Annotated in this window: 9 protein-coding genes; all 9 read right to left on the bottom strand. The window is 70.0% G+C overall.

The annotated features are described in order from the left end of the window. Positions 1 to 34: 34 nt before the first annotated feature. The gene (locus MRBLWH10_RS14500; RefSeq protein ID WP_341940440.1) at positions 35 to 6076 is read right to left on the bottom strand and encodes an Ig-like domain-containing protein; all 6042 of its coding nucleotides are present in this window, start codon (positions 6074 to 6076) and stop codon (positions 35 to 37) included. A gap of 170 nt (positions 6077 to 6246) precedes the next feature. Continuing rightward, positions 6247 to 12321 (bottom strand): Ig-like domain-containing protein, encoded by a 6075-nt coding sequence (locus MRBLWH10_RS14505; RefSeq protein WP_341940441.1) that lies wholly within the window; start codon positions 12319 to 12321, stop codon positions 6247 to 6249. A gap of 112 nt (positions 12322 to 12433) precedes the next feature. Then, positions 12434 to 12607 carry a hypothetical protein gene (locus MRBLWH10_RS14510; protein WP_341940442.1) on the bottom strand — a complete coding sequence of 58 codons (174 nt, stop codon included), beginning with the start codon at positions 12605 to 12607 and terminating at the stop codon, positions 12434 to 12436. Between the two features lie 302 nt (positions 12608 to 12909). Then, positions 12910 to 13539 carry a hypothetical protein gene (locus MRBLWH10_RS14515; RefSeq protein WP_341940443.1) on the bottom strand — a complete coding sequence of 210 codons (630 nt, stop codon included), beginning with the start codon at positions 13537 to 13539 and terminating at the stop codon, positions 12910 to 12912. Continuing rightward, positions 13539 to 14372 (bottom strand): protein phosphatase 2C domain-containing protein, encoded by an 834-nt coding sequence (locus MRBLWH10_RS14520; protein ID WP_341940444.1) that lies wholly within the window; start codon positions 14370 to 14372, stop codon positions 13539 to 13541. The genes MRBLWH10_RS14515 and MRBLWH10_RS14520 overlap by 1 nt, the downstream gene beginning before the upstream one ends. Next, on the bottom strand, positions 14369 to 16348 hold the full coding sequence (locus MRBLWH10_RS14525) for a DUF5684 domain-containing protein (RefSeq protein WP_341940445.1): 1980 nt from the start codon (positions 16346 to 16348) through the stop codon (positions 14369 to 14371). The genes MRBLWH10_RS14520 and MRBLWH10_RS14525 overlap by 4 nt, the downstream gene beginning before the upstream one ends. Continuing rightward, entirely contained in the window at positions 16345 to 18879 is a 2535-nt protein-coding gene (locus MRBLWH10_RS14530) for a transglutaminase domain-containing protein (protein ID WP_341940446.1), read from the bottom strand. Before MRBLWH10_RS14530 ends, MRBLWH10_RS14525 begins: the two co-directional genes overlap by 4 nt. Next, entirely contained in the window at positions 18876 to 20246 is a 1371-nt protein-coding gene (locus MRBLWH10_RS14535; RefSeq protein WP_341940447.1) for a DUF58 domain-containing protein, read from the bottom strand. The genes MRBLWH10_RS14530 and MRBLWH10_RS14535 overlap by 4 nt, the downstream gene beginning before the upstream one ends. Beyond that, the gene (locus tag MRBLWH10_RS14540) at positions 20243 to 21208 is read right to left on the bottom strand and encodes a MoxR family ATPase (protein WP_341940448.1); all 966 of its coding nucleotides are present in this window, start codon (positions 21206 to 21208) and stop codon (positions 20243 to 20245) included. The genes MRBLWH10_RS14535 and MRBLWH10_RS14540 overlap by 4 nt, the downstream gene beginning before the upstream one ends. Positions 21209 to 21215 lie beyond the last annotated feature (7 nt).

The following is a 21215-nucleotide window of genomic DNA, read 5'->3' on the forward strand; positions in this document are numbered from 1 at the left end:
GCTTCCTGTTCTGTATGTGTCGTTCGAGAGAGCGTCAGTACCAGACCATCGCCGTGGCGTATCTGTCGAGCTCTTTGATGTAGACGCGGATCGTGTTGCCGGGGAACCCGTAGTAGCAGTTGAGGTCGACGCTGCCGTTCGCCGGGACGTACGACAGCGTGCCGCCACCCCACTTGTTGCCGTCGTCGCACTGCAGGTGGTAGTTGCCTGGACTGTTGAAGTTCGCCACGGTCAGCCTGACCCTGGCGCAGGAGGACGAGCCGCAGTCGGGCCAGGACCCGGAGGCGCCCTTCTCGGTCTTCAGCACCTCGGCCGGCGGGTCGTTGGTGCGCGCGGAGTCGGAGGCCTCTGGTGACCACTGGCCGGCGCTGTCCTGCGCCCTGACCTTGATGCTGTGGGTCTCCTTGTATCCGCCGCCGACGGTCCGGGAACCGCTCACGGCCACGTTCTGCCAGCCGCCGCCGTCGACGCTGATCTGCACGACGTCGATCTTGCGGCCGTTGCCCGAGCCGGAGGCATCCCAGTTCAGCTGCACCTGCGTGCCGAGGTTCTTCGCCGTCGCCTTGGGGGCGAACGGCACGCCGTACGGCACCGCCGATGCCGCGTTCGACGGAGCGCCCGAGTAGGTCGAACCGTCGACCGTCGCGACCCCCCTGACCTCGACCTTGTAGGTCGTGCCGTTGGTGAGTCCGGAGATCGTCGGACCGCTGAGGGCCTGCCAGGTGCCTCCGTTGAGCCGGTACTGATAGCTCACCTCGCCCGGGCGCGCGCCGTTGCGGGAGCCCGGGGTGTAGGCGATCGCGATCGACTTGTCGTGCGGTTCCGCCGTCAGGCCGGTCGGCGCCCCGGGGGCTGTCACTCCGCGGCGCGGGGCCGACATCGGGCTGTACTCGCCCCAGCCCGCCTTGTTGGTCGCCTTGATGCGGAACGTGTAGGCGGTCTCCGAGGTCGGGAGAGTGACCGCCTGGCTGGTGGCGCCGGCGCCCGGCGTCACCGTGCGCCTCAGCGTGGACCCCTCGTAGATCTCCAGCTGGTAGCCGTCGATCGCGTCGCCGTTGCTGTTCGGTGCGGCCCAGTTCACCTGCATCTGCGCCTGGTCGCCCACGCTCGGCAGCTCCGTCGTCGTCGGCGCCGCGGGCGCGAACGGGGGGCCTGCGGGGATCTCGGACGCCGACCAGCCGCTCCAGCTCGACGGCTCGGGCGCCTTGTTGTGCGCCTGCACGCGCACCTGGTAGTTCGAGCCGTTCTCCAGCCCCTCCCAGGTGATCGAGTTGCCCGTCACCTCTTTCTGGGCGATGCCGGACGGCGGGGCGGGCGAGATCTCGAGCGTGTACCGCTCCACGGGCGAACCCGGCGTCGACGGGGTCACCCAGTTCACCTGGAGCGACTTGTCGCCGAACTTGAGCGACGGCGGGTTGGGCGTGTCCGGACGAGCGTCGGGACGCGCCACCTCGGAGGTGCCGGACGGCTTGCCCTCGCCGACGCGGTTCGTCGCGGTGACGCGGAACGTGTACTCGACGTTGTTGGTCAGCCCGTCGAGCGTGCACGTCGTCGACTGGCACTCCTTGCGGTAGGAGGAGCCCTGCGCCGAGGTCACCGTGTACTTGGTGATCTCCGCGCCGTTGTTCGACGGCGCCGCGAAGGAGATGACGACGGTGCGGTCCTGCACGCTCGTGACCGTCGGCGCGCCCGGGGCCTCTGGTACGCCCTGCACGGTGACGACGACCTGGCCGTTGGCCTCGCGGTCGGGATCGTCGGTCGCATCCTTGATGCGGTAGCGCACCACCATCGTGCCGACGAAGTTCGCCGACGGGGTGACCACGAGCTCGTCGCCCTTCTTCGAGACGTCACCCGAGCCGGACTCGACGACGTACGACACGATCTCGAGCGGCGTCTCGGGGAAGGGGTTGAAGTCGTTGGCGAGGACCGGGACCGTCACCGACTTGCCCTGGTCGGCCTGTCCGACGGTGTCGGTGTTGGCCGCGGGCAGAGCACGGGTGGATGCCGCGACGATCACCGAGACCGTGCCCTCGACGGGCTCGGTCTCGCCGTCGCTGATGCGCACGTCGAGGGTGAGGGCGGTGCCCTTCTTCGCGCTCGACGCGGCCTCGACGAGCAGCTTGTCGCCGTCGACCTTCGCGGTCACGCCCTTGCCGTCGCCGCCCACGAACGCGAAGGTGTGCTCGTCTTCCGGGTCGGGGTCTGTGGTGAGCGCGGCGAGGTCGAGCGCCGTCGCCTTCTCGCCCGGCGCCACCTGCACCTGTCCGCTGACGAACGTCGGCTGCTGGTTCTCGGGCGGGAGCACGTCGATCGGGATCGTGAGGGTCGCCTTGCGCCCCTCGGGATCATCGGGCCCCGTGCCGTCGGTCACCTCGAAGGTGATCGCGTCCTGACCGAAGTAGCCGGCCGCGGAGGTGTAGACGAGCGTCGACTCGTCCTTCACCAGATCGGCGCCGTCGGCGTGCACAGCGGAGACCTTGGCGTGCTCGGTGATGCGGGCCGTGCCGCCTCCGGCCACGGTCACGTACTTCGACAGCGGGAGCGAGATGGTCTCGCCGCTGACCACCTGCACGGGCTTGGTCGAGTCGATGGTCGGACGCAGACCAGACACGGCCGGCACGAAGATGAACGCCGACGCCTGCAGACCGTCCTGGTCCGTGAGCGTGTACCGGATGAGCTGCTGCTCGTCCGTGACGGTGACCCTGACCTTGCCGTTCTGCAGCGCCGTCGCCCCGGCGCCGAGGTCGAGATCGAGGGAGTCGGTCGTGCCGTCGGGGTCCTCGTCGTTCGTGAGGATCTCGATGTCGGCGGTCAACCCGCCGTCCTTGAGGTCGTCTGGGCGCACCCGGTCGTCGCGCGCGACCGGCGCCTGGAGCGGCACGTCCTCGTCGACCGTGACCTGCAGGATCGCGGATGCCGTGGCTCCTCTGGCGTCGCGGATCGTGTACTGCAGTGACGTCTCGAGGGACCTGTCCGGGGCCTGCACGAGCACACGGTCTCCCGAGACCCTGGCCTCGAGCTCCTTCGGGACCTCGAGTCCGCCGTTCTTCTCGCTGACGAGCGTGATCTCGTCGCCCTCGGGGTCGGAGTCGTTGGCCAGCACGGGGACGGCGATCTCACGACCCGGACGGACGACCACGGCATCCTTCACCGCGTACGGATCCTGGTTGACCTGCTCCGGCGGGGCGATGCCGACGCGGATGGTCGCGATCCCCTCCTTGCCGAGGTGGTCGCGCACCCGGTACTTGAAGGTGTCGACGCCGCTCGAGCCCGTGAAGGCCTCGTAGGTGAAGTAGTTCGCGCCCGTCTCGTTGATGCGTCCCTTGGTGGGGCTGGAGGCGATGTCGAGGAGCTCGACCGAGTCGCCGTCGGCGTCGATGCCGTCCAGCGGCACGGCGATGCTGATCTCCGTGCCCGCGAGGGCTCGGGCGACGAGGTCGCGCGGCCGCGGCGCCGCGTTGGTGTCCTCGTCGACGGGGAGGATCTGGATCGTCACGTAGCCCGCGGCCTTCTGCTGCCGCGAGTCGACGGCCTCGTACGTGAGGTAGACGGTCTTCGCCTCCGGCCCCGCCTTGAAGCGCACGGTGTCCTGCGACACGAACGCCTCGCCGTCGTCCGGGTCGATGAACGGCTCGATGAGCTCGGGGGCGACGTGCATGACGTCGTCGTTCGGATGCGTGTCGTTGTCGAGAACGGGGATCGTGACGACGTCGCCGGCCCGCACGGTGACCGTGTCGGGGTTGGCGACCGGCTGCATGATCGTGTCGGGCGCGGGGATCGGGATGACGACGACCTCGCCCTCTGCCGACTTCGACCCGTTCGAGATCGTGTAGGTGATGCGCGCCTGCCCGGTGAGCGACCCCTGGTCGGTGATGCGCAGCGTCTCGTGGTTGATCACCGAGACGGAGACGCCGGAGCTGGGCTCCATCGACACCGACTGGACCACGAGGATGCCGCCGCCGGGGTCCTCGTCGTTGGCGAGCACCCCGATCAGCACGTCGCCTCCGGAGGGCAGCAGGGCGACGTCGCGCACGGCGACGGGAGCGAGGTCGGATGCCCCGGCCTCGAGCACGTCGACGCGGACGAGCCCCTCGCCGTTCTTGGGCCCGGCGGTCGCGAGGTACTGCACGTAGTAGGTGCCCGGTGCGTCGGCGGAGAACGTGAACGTCTTGTTCGTGAAGTCGGGGATGACGGTGGCGCCGGGCACCTCGTCGACCCGGCCGAGACGCAGCGGCTCCCTGCTGGAGCTCGTGTCGTTCGTGAGCGGCGCGACGGTGACCTGCTCGCCGACGCGGGTGACCACGTGATCGGCGTTCGTCTTGGGGTCGGTCGTGCCGGGAGGGCGGACGTCGATCGTGATCGTCGCGGTGCCGACCTCGCCGGAGCCGTCGGCCACCGCGACCTCGATGTCCTTGCGGCCCTGCAGGCTCGCCGTGGCCTTGTACGTGATCTGCCCGTCGGTGCTGAAGTCGACCTCGTCGCCGGGGGCGGCCGCCACCGCCTTCAGGTAGATGTCGTCTCCGTCGGGGTCGATCCAGTCGGGGAGGATGTTGTACGACACCGTCCCGCCGCTCTCGACGGTGAGGCTGGTCTTGCGCTTCGGCGCAGGCGCGCCGTTCACGTCCCAGTCGTGCACCGAGAGGGTGACGGCGGCGGTGTCCTTGCCCTTGCGTCCGTCATCGGCCTCGTAGGTGAAGGTCGCCGAACCCGTCGCCTTCTCGTTGACGGCGATCTGCAGGGATCCGCCGTTCTGGATCGGCTGCACGGTGCCGATCGAGGGCTGCTGCTCGGCGAGCGCCGCCACGAGGACGTCCCCGTCGGGGTCGTTGTCGTTGTCGAGCACCGGCAGGAGGATGGAGGCTCCGGGCCGCACCCCGAAGGAGTCGTCCTCCGCCACGGGCGGGGTGTTCTCCTCCTTGCGGTCGGGGAGGGTGGTCTCGACCGTCTCCTGGGTCGTGTCCTCCTCGTTCTCGGCCTCGCCCTCCGGGGGCGTCAGGTCGTTCCAGTTGTCGACGCGCTGCAGGCTCTCATCGGCCATCCAGGCCGCTCCGCCGACGGCGTCGTTGAGGATGATCACGTCGCGGTTCACGCGGAAGGTCAGCGCGGAGGCGTCTTCGGCTCCGTCGATCTTCGCCTCCACGTCGTCGGCGTCGCCAGGACAGTCGCGCACGAACCGCGCCGAGCCCGCCCAGGCGCCGTAGAAGCATCCGCGCAGCGACACGGGGACGGCCGGGTTGCCCGTGCCGTCGACCGCGGTCTCGGTCGGATCGCTCCCGTCGAGCGGCACGCTGAGCAGCGCCGACGGCGTCGCGATGGCCACGGAGTCCGCCGAGGCGGACGGCTGCTGCAGCACGGCATCCGCTGCGTCGGGGATCTCGGTGCGGAAGCCACCGGGGGTCGTGACGACACCGGCAGCGGCATCCATCACGACGGCCGTGCGTCCGACCGCGGTGATCGTGGGCGCCTCGTCGGTGTCGATGTCACCGACCGACGCCTCGGACGGATCGAGGGGCTCGCCCTCGTTGTCGACGGGGATGGTGACGACCTCGCCGCGGGCGGCGGAGAGGCCGAACACGGTGCCGTCGTCGGCGACCGCCACGTCGGCGCCGTCGCCGAGCTCGGCGGTCGGGTCGACCGCCTCGATCTTGAAGCCCGCGATGGCCCTGACCGCGATGACCCAAAGGTTTCCGGACTTCGGATCGAGGATCGCCGCCGTCTTGTTGCCGAGCACGACCTTCGCGGACGATGGGATGCCGGAGCTGTCGCCGAGTGCGACGCGGGCCGGGTCGACGGCTGTGAGGGTGGAGGAGCCGCGATCGACGACGAGGATGTTGCTCTCGTCCTGAAGGATGTCGTAGTTCTCACCGGTCGTGCGCAGGCCGCCGTCGAGGACCGTGGACTCGTGGTTGAAGTGCCCGACGAGCAGGCTCGAGGTCTTCGTGATCCAGACGCCGCCGTCGTTCAGCTCGACCTTGGTGGTGGGATTGCCGTCGTAGGCGAAGGCGAGGGTGGTGATCGCGATGGCCGCGGCGGCGACGCCGGCGGCGGAGGCCAGCGTCTTCGGACGCGCACGCATCCATGACAACGCCTTCATCCCCGGTATCCCCCTGGGTTGTGCACTCTCGGACTCGGCCGACACGCCCGAGGGCGCGCGGCATACCAGATGAGTCTAACTTGCGCGGCGGACGCTCTCGATGGGGAGGAGTCCCCACCGAGAGCGCCCGGCGGGCACGGGCCGAACGCCTGCTAGAAGTTGCCTTCCCTGGCGCTCGACGGGTTGCCGCCGATGATGTTCAGGCCCTTGCGGGTGACGAAGCCGTTCCAGCAGTCGATGATCACGGAGCCGTTCGACGGGATGTTGACCGGGAAACCCGCGTTGGTGGAGAACACGCTGCCGTCGGCGGTGCACTCGACCCGGTACGAGCCGCCGGCGAAGTTCTTCGTGTTCAGCTGCAGGTTGTAGCAGGGACCGCCTCCGACGCTGGTGCAGCCGTTGGTCTTGGCGTTGCCCCGCGTGACCCACGCCTCGGGCACGGGCTGGCTGTCGGTGACGGCGGATGCCGACACGACGTTCGACCACTGGCCGGCCTCGTCCTTGGCCTTGACCTGGATGCTGTGCGTCTCGCTGTAGCCGCCGCCGAGGCTGCGACTGCCGTTGAGTCCGAGGTCCTGCCATCCTCCGCCGTCGAGGCTGACGAGCACCTGGGTGATCGCACGGCCATTCGCAGCCGGAGGAGACCACGCGACCCTGACCGAGGTCCCCTGGTTGGTCGCTGAGGCGCCGGGGTTCTGCACGGGCCCGTACGGCCTCAGAGCCCCCGAGGCCGCCGATGGCGCACCGGGCTGCGACTCCTGACCGCCGACCACCGAGTACGCCCTGACCCGCACGGTGTAGCTGCCCCCGTTCGCGGCGTTGATGCGTGTGCCGTCCCAGTTGCGACTCCACGGGCTGCCACTGAGGGAGTACTCGTAGCGCACCTCTCCCCCGGAAGCGCCGTTGGTGTCGGAGAGCGAGTACGAGACGGTGACGTACCCGTCGTGCTCCTGAGTGCCGGTGATGGTCGGGGCCCCAGGGCTGCCGAAGGCACGCTGTGGCGCGGAGGCCGGGCTCTGCGCACCCCACCCGGCCTTGTTCCGCGCCCGCACCGAATAGGTGTAGTCGGACGTGGACGTGTCGACGTTCACGGTCTGGCTGAGCTGGGTGCCGGGGATGCCGGGGATCCGGTTCACGACCCCGCCTCCGCGCATCACGACGAGCTCGTACTCGGCGATCGCGTCGCCGTTCTGCGGCGCGGCGGCCCAGGACACCGTCATCTGCACCTGCTTGCCCACCGACGGCGCGCTCTTCGCCGTCGGTGCCGCGACCGTGCCGGGCACACCGGCCGGGATCTCGCTCGCCGACCAGCCGCTCCAGCTCGACGGCTCCGGTGCGCGGTTGTGCGCCTGGATCTGGATCTGGTAGTTCGAGCCGTTCTCCAGCCCCTCCCAGACCAGGGAGTTGCCGGTGACCCCGGACTTCTCCGAGATGCCCGAGGGCGGGGCCGGAGAGATCTGCAGCGTGTACGACTCGACAGGCGAGCCCGGCGTCGTGGGCGTCGTCCACGAGACCTTGAGGCTCTTGTCGCCGAACACGAGCTTCGGCGGCTGGGGTGTGTCCGGACGCGCGTCGGGGCGGGCCACTGCGGAGGTCGGAGACGGCTTGCCGTCGCCGACGCGGTTGGTCGCCACGACCTGGAACACGTATTCGACGTTGTTCGTCAGACCGTCGAGCGTGCAGGTCGTCGACGTGCACTTCTTCGTGTAGTTCCCGGCCACGGACTTCACGGTGTAGGAGGTGATCTCCGCGCCGTTGTTCGAGGGCGGCGACCACGACAGCACGACGGTGCGGTCCTGGACGCTCGACACGGTCGGCGTTCCCGGCGCCTCCGGCACGCCCTGCACGGTCAGCACGATGCGGCCGTCGACCTCGCGATCGGCGTCCTTCGTCGCATCCTGGATGCGGTAGCGCACCACCATCGTCCCCACGAACTCCGCAGCGGGCGTGACCTTCACCTCGCCCGCAGTGAACGAGACGGTTCCCGATCCGGTCTCCGTCGCTGCGGAGACGACCTTGAGCGGCGTCTCCGGGAAGGGGTTCACGTCGTTGTCGAGAACCGGGACCGTGACGGTCTTGCCCTGGTCGGCCTCGGGCACCGTGTCGGTGTTCGCGGTCGGGAGCGACCGGGTCGAGGCGGCGACCAGCACGGCCACCGACCCCTCGACCGGCTCGGTCGTGCCGTCGTCGATGCGCAGCCCGACGGTCGTGCTCGTGCCCTTCGGCGTACCGGAGTCCGCCTCGACGAGCAGCTTCGAGCCGTCGATGCGCGCCTTCACCCCGCCGGACGGCTGGTCCACGATGCTGAAGCGGATGCCCTTCGCGTCCTCGGGGTCGGGGTCGGTCGTGAGGGCGGCGAGATCGAGCGGCATCGCGGGCTCGCCCGGTGCGACCTCGACCTGGCCGTTCACGAACACGGGCTGCTGGTTCTCCGGCGGGAGCACGGTGATCTGGATCGTCAGCGTGGCCTTGCGACCCTCCGGGTCGTCAGGACCCGAGCCGTCGGTCACCTCGAACGTCAGGGCGTCCTTGCCGAAGTACCCCTGCTTCGACGTGTAGACGAGGGTCTTCTCATCCTTGATCAGGGACGAGCCGTCGGCGTAGACGGCGCTCACCTTCGCGGCCTCGGTGAGGAGCACGTCGCCGCCGCCGGCGACCGTGACGTACTTCGACAGCGGCAGCTCGACCGTCTCACCGCTCTTGACCTCGACCGGTTTGGTCGACGTCAGGGTCGGACGGAGCTCGCTCAGCGCGGGGACGAAGATGAAGGCGGATGCCTCCTGGTCGTCCTGATCGGTGATCGTGTAGCGGATGAGCTGGCGCTCCTGGCCGACCGTGACGCGGATCGTGCGATCCTCCCGCACGACGCCGCCCGACCCGACCGAGAGGTCGAGCGCGTCGACGGTGCCGTCGGGGTCGTCGTCGTTCACGAGCACCTCGACGTCGACCTTCAGGCTGTCCTGCACGTCGGAGGCGACGATGCGGTCGTCGCGCGCCGTCGGCACCTTCAGCGGAACGTCCTCGTCGACGGTGATCTGCAGCACCGCGGTCGCCGTCGCTCCCCTGGCGTCGCGGATCGTGTACTGGATCGACGTGTCCATCGCCTTGTCCGGAGCGGTGACCACGACGCGATCGCCGGACACCACGGCCTTGACGCCGGCATCAGGCGGGATCTCGAGCCCCTTCTTGACGAGCGAGATCGCGTCGCCCTCGGGGTCGGAGTCGTTCGAGAGCACGGGCACCGCGATCGTGCGACCCGGGCGCACCACGACGGTGTCCTTGACCGCGTACGGCGCCTGGTTCGAGGCGTCACCGGGGGCGATGCCGACCCTGATGGTCGCGACGCCCTCCTTGCCGAGGCGGTCGCGCACCCGATAGGTGAACGAGTCGACGCCGGTGGCATCGCCGAACGCCTCGTAGACGAGGTAGTTACTGCCGGTCTCGGCGACCTGTCCCTTCGACGGCGCGCTCTCCTGCCCGACGAGCTCGACCGAGTCGCCGTCGGTGTCGATGCCGTCGAGCGGGATCGCGATGCGCACGGTCGACCCGCTCAGCGCGCGCACCGTGAGGTCCTTGGGCTTGGGGGCGGAGTTCGCCTCCTCGTCGATCGGCCGCACCTGGATCGTGACGTACCCGGCGTCCTTCTGGCCGAGGGAGTCGACGGCCTGATACGTCAGGTAGACCGTCCCCGGGGTGTCGGAGGCGCGGAACCGGACCGTGTCCTGCGACACGAACGCCTCGCCGTCCTCCGGGTCGACGAGCGGCTCGACGAGGTCGGGGGCCACGTGCAGCACGTCGCCGTTGGGGTGCGTGTCGTTGTCGAGCACCGGGATCGTGACGACGTCGCCCGCACGGACGACGACCTGGTCGTCGTTCGCGACCGGCGGCATCAGCTGCTCAGGGCGCGGGATCGGGATGACGACGACCTCGCCGTCAGCGATCTGACTGCCGTTGGAGATGCGGTAGCCGATCCGCACGGTCTCGTCGAGCGCGCCCTGGTCGCCGATGCGCAGGGTCTCGTGGTTGAGCACCGACACCGAGATGCCGCTGTGCGGCGGCACGGTGACCGACTGCACGACGAGGATGCCGCCGGCCGGATCGGAGTCGTTGCCGAGCACGCCGACGAGCACCTCGCCGCCGGCGGGGAGCAGGGCGACGTCGCGCACCGCGATCGGCGGGAGCTCGGTCTCGCTCGGCTCCAGCACGTCCACGCGGACGAGACCGGGAACCGCGTTCGGGCCCGCGCTGACCAGATACTGCACGTAGTAGACGCCCGCGGCATCCGACTGGAAGGTGAACGACTTGTTCGGGAAGTCGGGGACGATGATGGCGCCCGGGGTCTCGTCGACCTTGGCCAGGCGCAGCTGCTCACGGCCGGAGCTCGTGTCGTTGACGAGGGGCGCGACGGTGACGGCCTCCCCCACGCGGGTCACGACGTGGTCGGCGTTCGTCTTCGGGAGGGTGGATCCCGCCGGCCGGACGTCGAGCCGGAGCACGCCGGTCGAGGTCTCGCCGAGCCCGTCGGCGACCCTGATCTGGATGTCCTTGCGCCCCTGCATGCTCGCGACAGCGCGGTACGTGACCTGACCGTCCGTGGTGAAGTCGACCTCGTCGCCGGGCGCCGCCACGACGTCCTGCAGGTAGATGTCGTCGCCGTCGGGGTCGAGCCAGTCCGGGAGCACGTTGTAGGAGACCGAGCCGCCCTCCTCGACCGCGATGCCGGTCGTGCGGCGCTGGACGGGCGCGCCGTTGGTGTCCCATCCGTGCACCGAGAGCTGCACGTTCGCGGTGTCCTTGCCGCCGCGGCCGTCGTCGACCTGGTACTCGAACGACCCGCCGCCGGTCGCGTCCTCGGGGACGGCGATCTGCAGGGAGCCGCCGTTGTTGACGGGCTGCACCTCGCCCAGAGCCGGCTGGCTCTGCGCGAGCGAGGCGACGAGCACGTCGCCGTCGGCGTCGGTGTCGTTGTCGAGCGCTGGCAGCATCGTGGTGCGACCCGGCCGCACGCCGAACTCGTCGTCCTCCGCGACCGGGGGCGTGTTCTGCTCGCTGCGCTCGGGGAGCGTGGTCTCCACCGTCTCCTCGGTGGTGTCCTCCTGGTTCTCCGTCTCCCCCTCCGGCGGGGTGATGTCGTTCCAGTTGTCGACGCGCTGCAGGCTCTCGTTGGTGAGCCAGGCCGCGCCGCCGACCGCGTCGTTCAGCACGATGACGTCGCGGTTCACGCGGAACACGAGGCTCGTGGAGTCCTCGGCATCCGGGATCTTCTCGTTCACGTCGCTCGCATCGCCCGCGCAGTCGCGCACGAAGCTCGCAGACCCGGCCCAGGCCCCGTAGGTGCAGCCGCGCAGCCACACCGGGGCGGCGGGCACGCCCTTGCCGCTCGCCTCGGTCTTCGTCGCCTCGCCTCCCGCGAGCGGAACGCTCAGCAGCGCAGACGCGGTCGCGACGGCCACGGCGTCGGTCGCCGCCGACGGCTGCTGCAGCACGGCATCCTCCGCGTCGGCGATCTCGGTGCGGCCGCCTCCGGGGGTGATCACGACGCCCGCGTCGCGGTCGAGCACGACCGGCTTGTCTCCGACCGCGGTGATCGAGTGATCTCCCGACGGATCGATGTCGCCGACCGACGCCGACGACGGCTTGAGCGCCTGGCCCTCGTTGTCGACGGGGATGGTGACGACCTCGCCCTTGTCGGCGGAGAGGCCGAACACGGTGCCGTCCTTCGCGACGGCGACGTCGGCGTTCTCCCCGAGCTCCGCCGTGGGGTCCGCCGCCTTGAGCTCGAAGCTCGCGATGCCCTTGACGGGGACGACCCAGAGGTCGCCCGACTTGCGGTCGAGGATCGCCGCGGTGGCGGCGCCGAGGGCCACCTTCGCCGAGCCGGGGATGGACGCGGAGTCTCCGAGCGCGACGCGCGCCGGGTCCACGGAGCTGAGCGTCGCAGCTCCCGTGTCCACGACGAGGACGTTCGCGGCATCCTGCAGGATGTCGTAGTTGTCGCCGCTGGTGCGCAGCCCGCCGTCGAGCACGGTGGACTCGTGGTTGAAGTGCCCGATCAGCAGGCTCGACGTCTTGGTGATCCAGACGCCGCCGTCGTTCAGGTCGACCTTCGTCGTGGGGTTGCCGTCATAGGCGAAGGCCATCGTCGTGATCGCCACGGCGCTCACGGTGACGGCGGCCGCGGAGGCGAGGGTCTTCGGACGTGTCCGTACCCATGACAACATCTTCATACCCGGTTTCCCCCCAGGGTCACTGCCCGACAGCTCGCCGGACCTGAACCGGCGACACTCTCTCCCACCCTAGTTCGTCCCCTCGCGCTTCGCCGATGGGGAGAACTGCCCATCAGGCGTGGGCGATGATGCCTTTCGCCGCGGCAGCGAGCTCGTCGAGGACAGCCACGCCCACCGCGCCTTCGGCAGACCAGGGCGTGTACGCCTCGGTCCAGAAGACGGGCAGGGCGAGCGACGCGACGTCGAGATCGGGCCGGAGTCGATCGAGCTCGTCCGGCGTCGGCAACACGCGTGCCCGAGCGACCGTGACGAGGAGCGCATCGTCGAGCGGGACCTGGAGCGCGGCGCCGATCCACCGCGGATTCGGCAGCGGTCTGGTCGAGACCGGTGAGCCCGGCTGCCGACAGCGCGATCCTGGGCAGCACACCGAGCAGCAGTGCGCAGAGCACCCCGACGACCGTCGCGGCCTGCACCGGAGGAACGGGTAACACCTCCGGGAGAAGGAGCAGTCCGCTCAATGCGAGACCGATGGCGTCGGAGCGCGGCGCCCGACCCGTCAATCCTGGCACGAGAGATCTCCGCACCGGATCAGGTCAAGACCGCAACCGCCAGAAGCACCAGTCCGACGACCGATACGACGCACGCGCCTCCCACGGCTGCGACCGCGATGATGCCGCCACGGCGCCCTGCCTTCGTGACGGACGGGATGCCGGAGTCGTGCACGCGGGTGGGCGCGGTCTCCTCGGTCTGGACCGGTGGGCGATGCGGAGTGCGCGGAGCCGCTCGTGGCTTGTAGATCGACGGAGTGCTCTTCTGCTCGGGTGCGGGAGGCCTCCGCACCGTGTCGTAGAGGCTCTCATCATCAGCGGTCGGCGTGTTCTCTGCGCCTTCCCGCCGTCGACGATCGATCGCGACGGTGTGCTCTTCGGCGGGCGCGTCGTCGGTCGAGGAGCGACGCCGACGCTCGATGACCACCGTGCGTTCATCGATCAGCCGTGTGCTCTCGTCAACACCGGCATCCGCATCCGCATCCGCGTCCGCATCGCCCGAGTCCGATTCGACGACATCCTTCCCACGCCGACGATCCATGACGACCGTGTGCTCCTCGACCGGGTCGGCGTCGTCATCCGACTCCCCGGTCGCATCGACGCGCCGCTGCCTGCGCACCCGCCGTGTGAGCATCACCGTCTCTTCGAAGACTTCGTCGTCTGGGTCCATCAGCCGCGTCTCCGGGCCGGCACGGTCGTTCCCTCGAGCATGGTCGTGGTGTGCACGGCCGATGCCGAATGCCTGCTGTCGGTGGATTCGTGCGAGCCGCCGGCCAGTCCACCCGAGACGACGTCGACCACGACGACGGAGATGTTGTCGCGCCCGCCCGCCTGTGTGGCGCGGCGGACCAGAGCAGCCGCGGCGGTCTCCGGCCGACCGCACATCGTCAGAGTCGCCCGGATGCTCTCGTCAGTGACCTCCCCGCTCAAGCCGTCGGAGCAGATCAGCAGGCGTTCGCCGTTGACCACCGGCACCAGCCAGCTGTCAGCCAGACTGTCGTCCGCCCCGATCGCCCGTGTGATGACATTGCGCTGCGGGAAGGTCGCGAGATCCTCGGCCCGCAGCTCACCCGCGTCGACCAGTTCCTGCCCGAGAGAATGATCGACCGTGAGCTGCTCGAGCTCGTTGCCGTGGTGGCGGTAGACGCGCGAGTCTCCGACGTTGAACACCAGCCAGTGCGGCACCTCGTCGTGCTCGAGGAGAACCACGGCGGCGACCGTGCTGCCCGCTCCTCTCGAATGCTGTGCGGCGATGACCGACACCGCGTCGTTCGCCCGCGCGAGCGCAGCGCCGATCTCGGCCGTCGACACCTGCGTGCCGCTGAGAGGGGCGAACGCAGCGACGACTGCCTGGCTGGCCTTGTCTCCGGCCTCGTGCCCGCCCATGCCGTCGGCGACCAGAAAGACGGGCGATGCGGCGAGCACCGAGTCTTCGTTGACCACACGCTTCAGGCCCACGTCGCTGAGCGACGAGACGTTGAGCACGACGGACGACAACGTCACGACACGGACTCGACGGCGACGTGCATACCGACCTCGCCCAGCACGAACCGCCCGGCGCCCGTCACGCTCTCGCCCGGGTCGAGCAGGGTCTCCGCACCATCATCCGCGACCACGACCACGCCGTTGGTCGAGTGCAGGTCGGTCAGACGCCACTCGTCGCCCTGCACGACCAGACGCGCGTGGGTCTTCGACAGGGTTCGCGTCTTATCGGGGATCGCCAGCCGCTGCTCGCCCGGCTCCCCCTCGGGATTGCGTCCGATCACGATGCTCGTCGCCGAGAGGGCGAAGGTTCGCCCGTCGTCGAGCACGAGCACCCGACGCGGGCCACGACTGCGCTTCACGACGACGGTCGCGTCGAACTCGTCGTCGCCCTCGACGGCCGGGGCCGCAGCGGGCGCGGATGCCGTGACGGCAGCCTCGGTCGCGGGAGCCGGGAGCACGACCGGCACGGGCCGGATCGACGCCGTGCGGTCGGCGCGGGTTCCCAGTCCCGAGCCGCGGAGACGCTGCGGCTCGGCGAACGGAATGGCCGCCTCGAACTGCGGCACGACGATCGGAGCCGATGCCGCCGACTCAGGGTTCGCGGATGCCGGTTCTCCCGATGGGGCGACGCCCGATACCGGCGACCCGATCGGAACCGCTGCGGACGTCAGCGACGCGCTCGGCTCCCCCGCTTGCTCCCCCGCCGGAACGGAGGGAACGGCGTGCTCGCTCTGGGCCTGATAGGCGGACACATCATGCGCCGTGGGTACAGGTGCCGCCTGTGCCGTCACCTGTGCCCACGGCTCGACCGGAGACGCGTATGGTGCTGGAGTCACAGCTGCAGTACGCGCCGCTGCAGGAGGTACCTCTGCCGGAGGCGCAGGCTGGTCGACGGGTGCGAATGCAGGAACCGCAGCCGCAGGCGGGGCGAGCGAGGCGGGCGGCGCGGCGGGCGGCGCGACCACAGGTTGCAGGGGCGAGGCCCGTGCCACGTACGGCTCGGATGCCACCGGTGCGACAGGAGGCGCAGAAGCCGGCGGAACGCCGGTGGCCGCCGGAGCTGCAGGCGGCGGCGCGGACGCAGCGTGCGGAGTTGATCCCGGCACCGAATCGATCAGCCCCTGCGAAATCGGGAGCGCGGGCGGCGCCGGGGGCGCCGGAGCGGGCGGCTGCGCAGACGGGGCCTGCTGCGGAGACCCGAACGCCGGAGCCGGAAGCCCTGTGGTCGGATCGACGTGCTGCGCGGCGAGACGATACGAAGCGGGAACGGTCTCATCCAGGGTCGGCGGTCCTGCGAGGCGTGCATCGTACCCACCCTGCTGCGGAGGAGATCCGGGGGCAGGGAAGGCGGCGCCCGGAGCCTGCGGAGCGAGTCCCTGTGCGGGATATCCGGGAGCGGCGGGCGGGAACCCCGCCGGAGCCGGAGCGAAGGGGGCTGACGGGTAGGAACCTGCGGCAGCCGGAGGCACCGGCGCTCCGTGCGGGATCGGAGGTGCGAGATAGCCCTGGGCTCCGGGGGCGCCGATGGCTCGGGCGGCATCCATTCCGATCCGACGGGGCCCGTGAAGGCCGGCCAGGCGGTCATCGTCGGGGAAGGGCGGCACGCCTGCAGCGAGAAGCGTCGCCCACACCGGCGGCAGCACCACGGCGAGGACCGTGAAGCCGGCACCCCGATCGAAGCGCTTGTTGATCGCGTGCGTCGCCACCACCTTCAGGTACAGGCCGTACAGCTGCACGATCGGGATGAAGTAGAACACGACGTTCCAGGCGGGCCGACCGCCGATCTGCAGGATCGTGGCCTCGTTGAGAACGGGAACCCAGCCCTTCCAGCTCTCCTGTTCGAGTCGGGGGAACAGCTTCGACAGCGCGATCGCGTACCAGACGTACACGCCGATGCCGATCAGAGCACCGACGCCGCCGACGGCTGCCGTCGCCGCGAGCAGATCGGGCGAGCCAATCTGTGCCAGGAATCGAGGGTCTGCGACAGCGATCATGCGTCCTCCTCCTGCCGGCGAGCGCCGGCCATTGCGAGCGTACCGAGTGCCAGGTGCCGACTTCCAACCGGCGTCCGGGATGCGGCTCGTCCCGGCGCGATCCGCGCCATGAACGACCTCAACCGCAGTCGCGCGCGAAGCCCGCCCCATCGGGTCTGCTCGCCGCGCAGCGCGACGCGCTCGGCATCCACGATGCTCCACGCCTTGTCGGCATCGGCATCCGTCGGCGGATGCGCCGCGAACACCGCGTCATCGACCGATCGTGCGAGGCGTTCAGCCGCCGGCCGGCCGACCGACCGCGCGCCCTGCACCCTGGTGCCCCGACCGGTCATCGCAATCCCGTTGTCGACGTAGAGGTCGGCGAGTTCCTCCCACGCACCGACCAGACGCACCTCGGGGTCGGCCGCCGTCCTGCGGGTCCTGCCGCGAAGCCCCTTGACCACCAGCAGGACGATCAACGGCAGCAGCAGGAGGGTGAGGGCGAGCAGACCGACGCCGACGATGCGGGCGACGAGCATCGCCACGGCCCACGCGTCGGAGGCGGCGGGCTCCGACGGCGCCTCGCCATCGCGCGAGTCGCTCTGTGCCTGCGGCGGATCGAGGGACTCGGAGTGCGGCTGCTCGGGAACGGTCGGATGCTCCGGCAGCTGCTCGCCCTCGGTGATGAGGCTCGGCAGCTGCGAGAACTGCGGCGTGACGTCGACCGCGACCCACTCGCCCTCCGACGCGCGCACCTCGACCCATGCCGTCATGTTCGCCCCCACGCACTCCGTGTCGCACGAGGGGATGCCGGGCACCTTCTCGGCTGCGGGGAGGCGGGCGCCGAGAACGACCCGCGACTCGAGACCCCAATGCTGCGCGAGCAGTGCCGCCGCGGTGGCGAACTGCTCGTCATCGCCGACCGCTGCCACGAGCATGGCAGGCGTGGCATCCGCACCCGCCCTGCGCTGCTGGTCGACCAGTGAGGTGAACAGCTCTTCGATCCTCGCCGTGGAGTGCCCTGCATAGCTGGGGGCGAAGGCGTAGCCCTCCGTCGCCTTCAGTCCGGCGATCCAGTCTGCGGCGGCCTCATCGTCGAGGATGGCGTGCGAGAGGTAGCCGCGGGCACGCAACCGCTCGATCAGCTCGAGGTAGCCCGCGCCGGTGCGCGGTACCTCCTGCATGTCGGCCCACTCGGCGAGCGCAGGGTGCGCGTCGGCATCGAGCAGCGACTCCCCGCCCTGCACCTCGGTCAGCGTCGCGCTCCTGCCCGGCGCGTCCACGAGCACGCTGTAGCGATCGCCGGGCTCGAGACCCGCCGCGCCGCCTGCGGTCTCGGCGATCGTGATCGCGGTGTCGCCGCCGGCATCCACGTGGAATCCGTCGGCCAGCGCATCGGCGCGAGCACCGGCGAAGGTCGGCGCCTGAACGAGGCCGGATGGCGCGGGAACCCAGATGCCCCGGTACGCGTCACCCACCGTGATGTCCAGCCCGATTCGCCCCGCACCCGGCGCGGCTGCTCGCGGCAAGCGCGTGAAGCGGTCGTCGGCGGCCACGTGGAAGTCCTGTCCGTCGTAGGAGTCCAGGGTCGCGATCCGGATGCGCTCCAGGTCGCCCGGGTCTCCGTCGATCCGCACGACGGTCTCGTCGGCGCGTTCCGCAGTGAACCAGGATCGGTACCCGCTGAGCGGACTCGGCTGCTGCTGCACCACGATCATCGGCTCGACCTCGTCGCGCAGCACGGAGCGGTCACTCCACCCCGCAGCGGCGGGCGCGATCGCCAGGCCGGCGACGAGCGCGACGACGACGATGGCGCCCGACAGGACATGACGGCGGATGCCGAGCCACACCGGCGTTGCACGACGGGTGATGTTGTGCGCCGCGACGATGCGGAGCGCCTGCGCGCGCCGGAGCCGTGCCGCACCCACGAGGAACACGAGCGCGACGACGAACACCGCGACCCCGATGACCCACTCGCGGGGAGCAGGCAGAGTGAAGCCGAGGAACGTGAAGGGGGAACTGGTGCCGGTGTCGCCGAACGCGATGCCGAACACGCTCATGGCCGACACCGGGATCACGGAGAGCGTGGATAGGCGGCGCCCCGCGAGCACGAGAAGAGCGGAGAGGAAGGCTCCGAACAGCACGATCACGAGGAACGGGATGAGCACGGCCTGATACTCGCCCAGCGGAGGCTTCAGCGTGAGGATCTGCTTCCAGCCCAGCACGACACCGAGCACGGCATCCCGTAGACCGCCGACGAACGCGGGCACCGACGACAGTGCCGAGGGGATCGCGAGCGGCACAGCGACGACGACGTAGGCGACGGCGGACAGCACGCCGGCGAGCAGCGCCCCCCAGCGCAGCATCCGTGCGAGCACGGCCACGCTCATGCCGACCAGTCCGCCCACGATGCCGACGACGAGCGCCCGCGGGGAGTCGTACACCGGCCAGGCGGCGAGAGTCGCGAGGACGACGCCGAGGAACACGTATCCGAGGCCCCAGAGGTCGAGAGCTCCTGAGAACCGCTGCCCGCGCGCGGCCCTGGCACTCACTTCAGCACCCCTCTGGCGAGCAGCTGCGGGAGGTCGCCCAGAGCGCCGAGAGTCATGACGGAGAGCTCACGGGCGTTGCGCAGAGTCGGCTCCTCGCCGAGCTCGGACCTCACCGCCACCGCCTCGACCTCGACCGGCAGCGCGATCGCGGCCATCCGCATGCGATCGAGGGGCATCAGCGAACCCGTCATCAGGAAGGCGATCGACAGGTCGGGGTAGGACTGCACGGTGAGCTTCGTCACGGCTTCGAGCCGCATCACGGCATCGCTCGCGTCGACTCCGCTGGTCGCATCGAGCAGCGCCTTCGGTGTCGCCGTGGGCAGCGCGCTGATCGACAGCACCTCCGCTCGCGCATGCTCGGAGATCTCGTTGCTCACCGCGAACAGGACGTCGCGACCCTCGGTGACCGCCTGCAGCGCGAGCGATGCTGCGGCGCTCACGGTCATCTCGAACTCGTCGTCACTGCCGTACGACGACGAAGCGAGGTCGAGGATGATCGCGATGCGCGCATGCCTCGACTCCTCGTACTGCCGCACCATGAGCTGCCCGGTCTTGGCCGTCGACTTCCAGTGCACGTGACGCGGGGAGTCGCCCACCACGTACTCGCGCACGGCATGGAACGACAGGTCGGCGTCGATCAGGACCGAACTCGGAGTCCCCTCGAGATCGCGGATGAGTCCGGCGCTGGTGCTGGGGATGCGGACGGTCACCGGATGGACGTGGATGCGCTGGACCTCAGGCCAGCGCAGCTCCCGCCGCAGGATGCCGAGAGGATCGCCGCGGGTGATCGTCATAGGACCGACGTCGATGATGCCTCTGCGGTGAGCCGCGATCGTGAGCTCCTCGCGGTGGTGAGCCTCGGGACGGAGCAGCGGGACGTGGGCCTCGACGAGCCCCTCGCCCACCGGCACGTCGACGACGCCGGGCAGAGCGAGCCGCGAGCCGTTGTTGCGCACGTCGAGCACGGCGCCGATGTCGGAACCGGCGACGACGCGATCACGGCCGAGCGCGAGCTCGATGCGGTAGTCGTGCTCGCCGAGGATGAACGGCACGCACAGCACGAGCAGCGCCAGGGCGATCGCCGCGACGGCCCACGCCTCCACCCACCCGAACAGCAGGCCGCAGACGAGACCGATCACCAGCGCTGCCGAGACGAGCACTCCGGCCGCGGTGACCGTCTCCCCGACCCACCGGGAGACCAGACGCAGCATCCGACCGGTGCGGCGCAGAGTCCGCCGCACACCGAACACCGCTCCGCGGACGGGGCCGCGACGCGTCGTGTCATACCGCGTCACCGTCGAGGTGCGAGTCGAGGTGCTCGTGCTCGCGGCGGTGCGCGTGATTCGGGATTCGGTGCTGAAGCTCACGCAGTCCCGTTCTCGCGCGGCGGTTCGACGTCGAGCAGGATCTGGCCGACGACCGCGACCGCGGTGACGCCGTCGAACTCCGCCTCGGGCTCGAGCACCAGACGGTGGGCGAGTGCGACGACCGCGAGATCGCGCACGTCGTCCGGGGTCACGAAGGTGCGACCCGACTTCGCAGCCCAGGTCATCACGAGGCGCGAGAGCGCCAGGGCTCCACGGACGCTGACGCCCAGGCGCACCTCGGAGGCACGACGCGTCGCGTCGACGATGCGCATGATGTAGTCGGAGATCAGCGGGTTCACGTACACCCCGCGGGCCATCTCGGCCATCGTGAGGATCGTGTCGGTGCCGGCGATGCTCTTCAGCGGAGGCTTCACGGTCGCCGCGCCCTGCAGGATGCGCATGGTCGCAGCATCGTCGGGGTAGCCGATCGACGTCTTGATCATGAAGCGGTCGAGCTGCGCTTCCGGCAGGCGGTAGGTGCCTCCTTGCTCGATCGGGTTCTGGGTCGCCATCACGAGGAACGGCGAGCCCACCTCGCGAGAGACTCCATCGACCGTGACCGTGCCCTCTTCCATGACCTCCAGCAGCGCCGACTGGGTCTTCGGGCTCGCACGGTTGATCTCGTCGGCGAGCACGATGTTGGCGAAGACCGGACCGGCGTGGAACTCGAACGTGCCCTCCTTCTGGTCGTACACCGTGATACCGGTGACATCGCCGGGAAGCAGGTCAGGGGTGAACTGGATGCGCGAGCTGGTGCCGTTGATCGTCTGCCCGATCGAACGGGCGAGCGCGGTCTTGCCTGTGCCGGGGAAGTCCTCGAGCAGCACGTGCCCACCGGTGACGGCAGAGGCGAGCACCAGCTCGACGACGTGGCGCTTTCCGAGGATGGCCTGCTCGACGTTGCCGGCGAGGATCGAGAACGTCTCGGCGAACCAGGCCGCCTGCTCTGTCGCGATGGTCATGAGATCA

Origin of the sequence: Microbacterium sp. LWH10-1.2, from assembly GCF_038397765.1 — a bacterium.
GTDB lineage: Bacteria > Actinomycetota > Actinomycetes > Actinomycetales > Microbacteriaceae > Microbacterium > Microbacterium natoriense.

Bases quoted from the DNA above. Each gene is read 5' to 3' on its own strand.
- MRBLWH10_RS14525 (WP_341940445.1), bottom strand. From the start codon at position 16,348: ATGATCGCTGTCGCAGACCCTCGATTCCTGGCACAGATTGGCTCGCCC.
- MRBLWH10_RS14540 (WP_341940448.1), bottom strand. From the start codon at position 21,208: ATGACCATCGCGACAGAGCAGGCGGCCTGGTTCGCCGAGACGTTCTCG.
- MRBLWH10_RS14505 (WP_341940441.1), bottom strand. From the start codon at position 12,321: ATGAAGATGTTGTCATGGGTACGGACACGTCCGAAGACCCTCGCCTCC.
- MRBLWH10_RS14515 (WP_341940443.1), bottom strand. From the start codon at position 13,539: ATGGACCCAGACGACGAAGTCTTCGAAGAGACGGTGATGCTCACACGG.
- MRBLWH10_RS14500 (WP_341940440.1), bottom strand. From the start codon at position 6,076: ATGCGTGCGCGTCCGAAGACGCTGGCCTCCGCCGCCGGCGTCGCCGCC.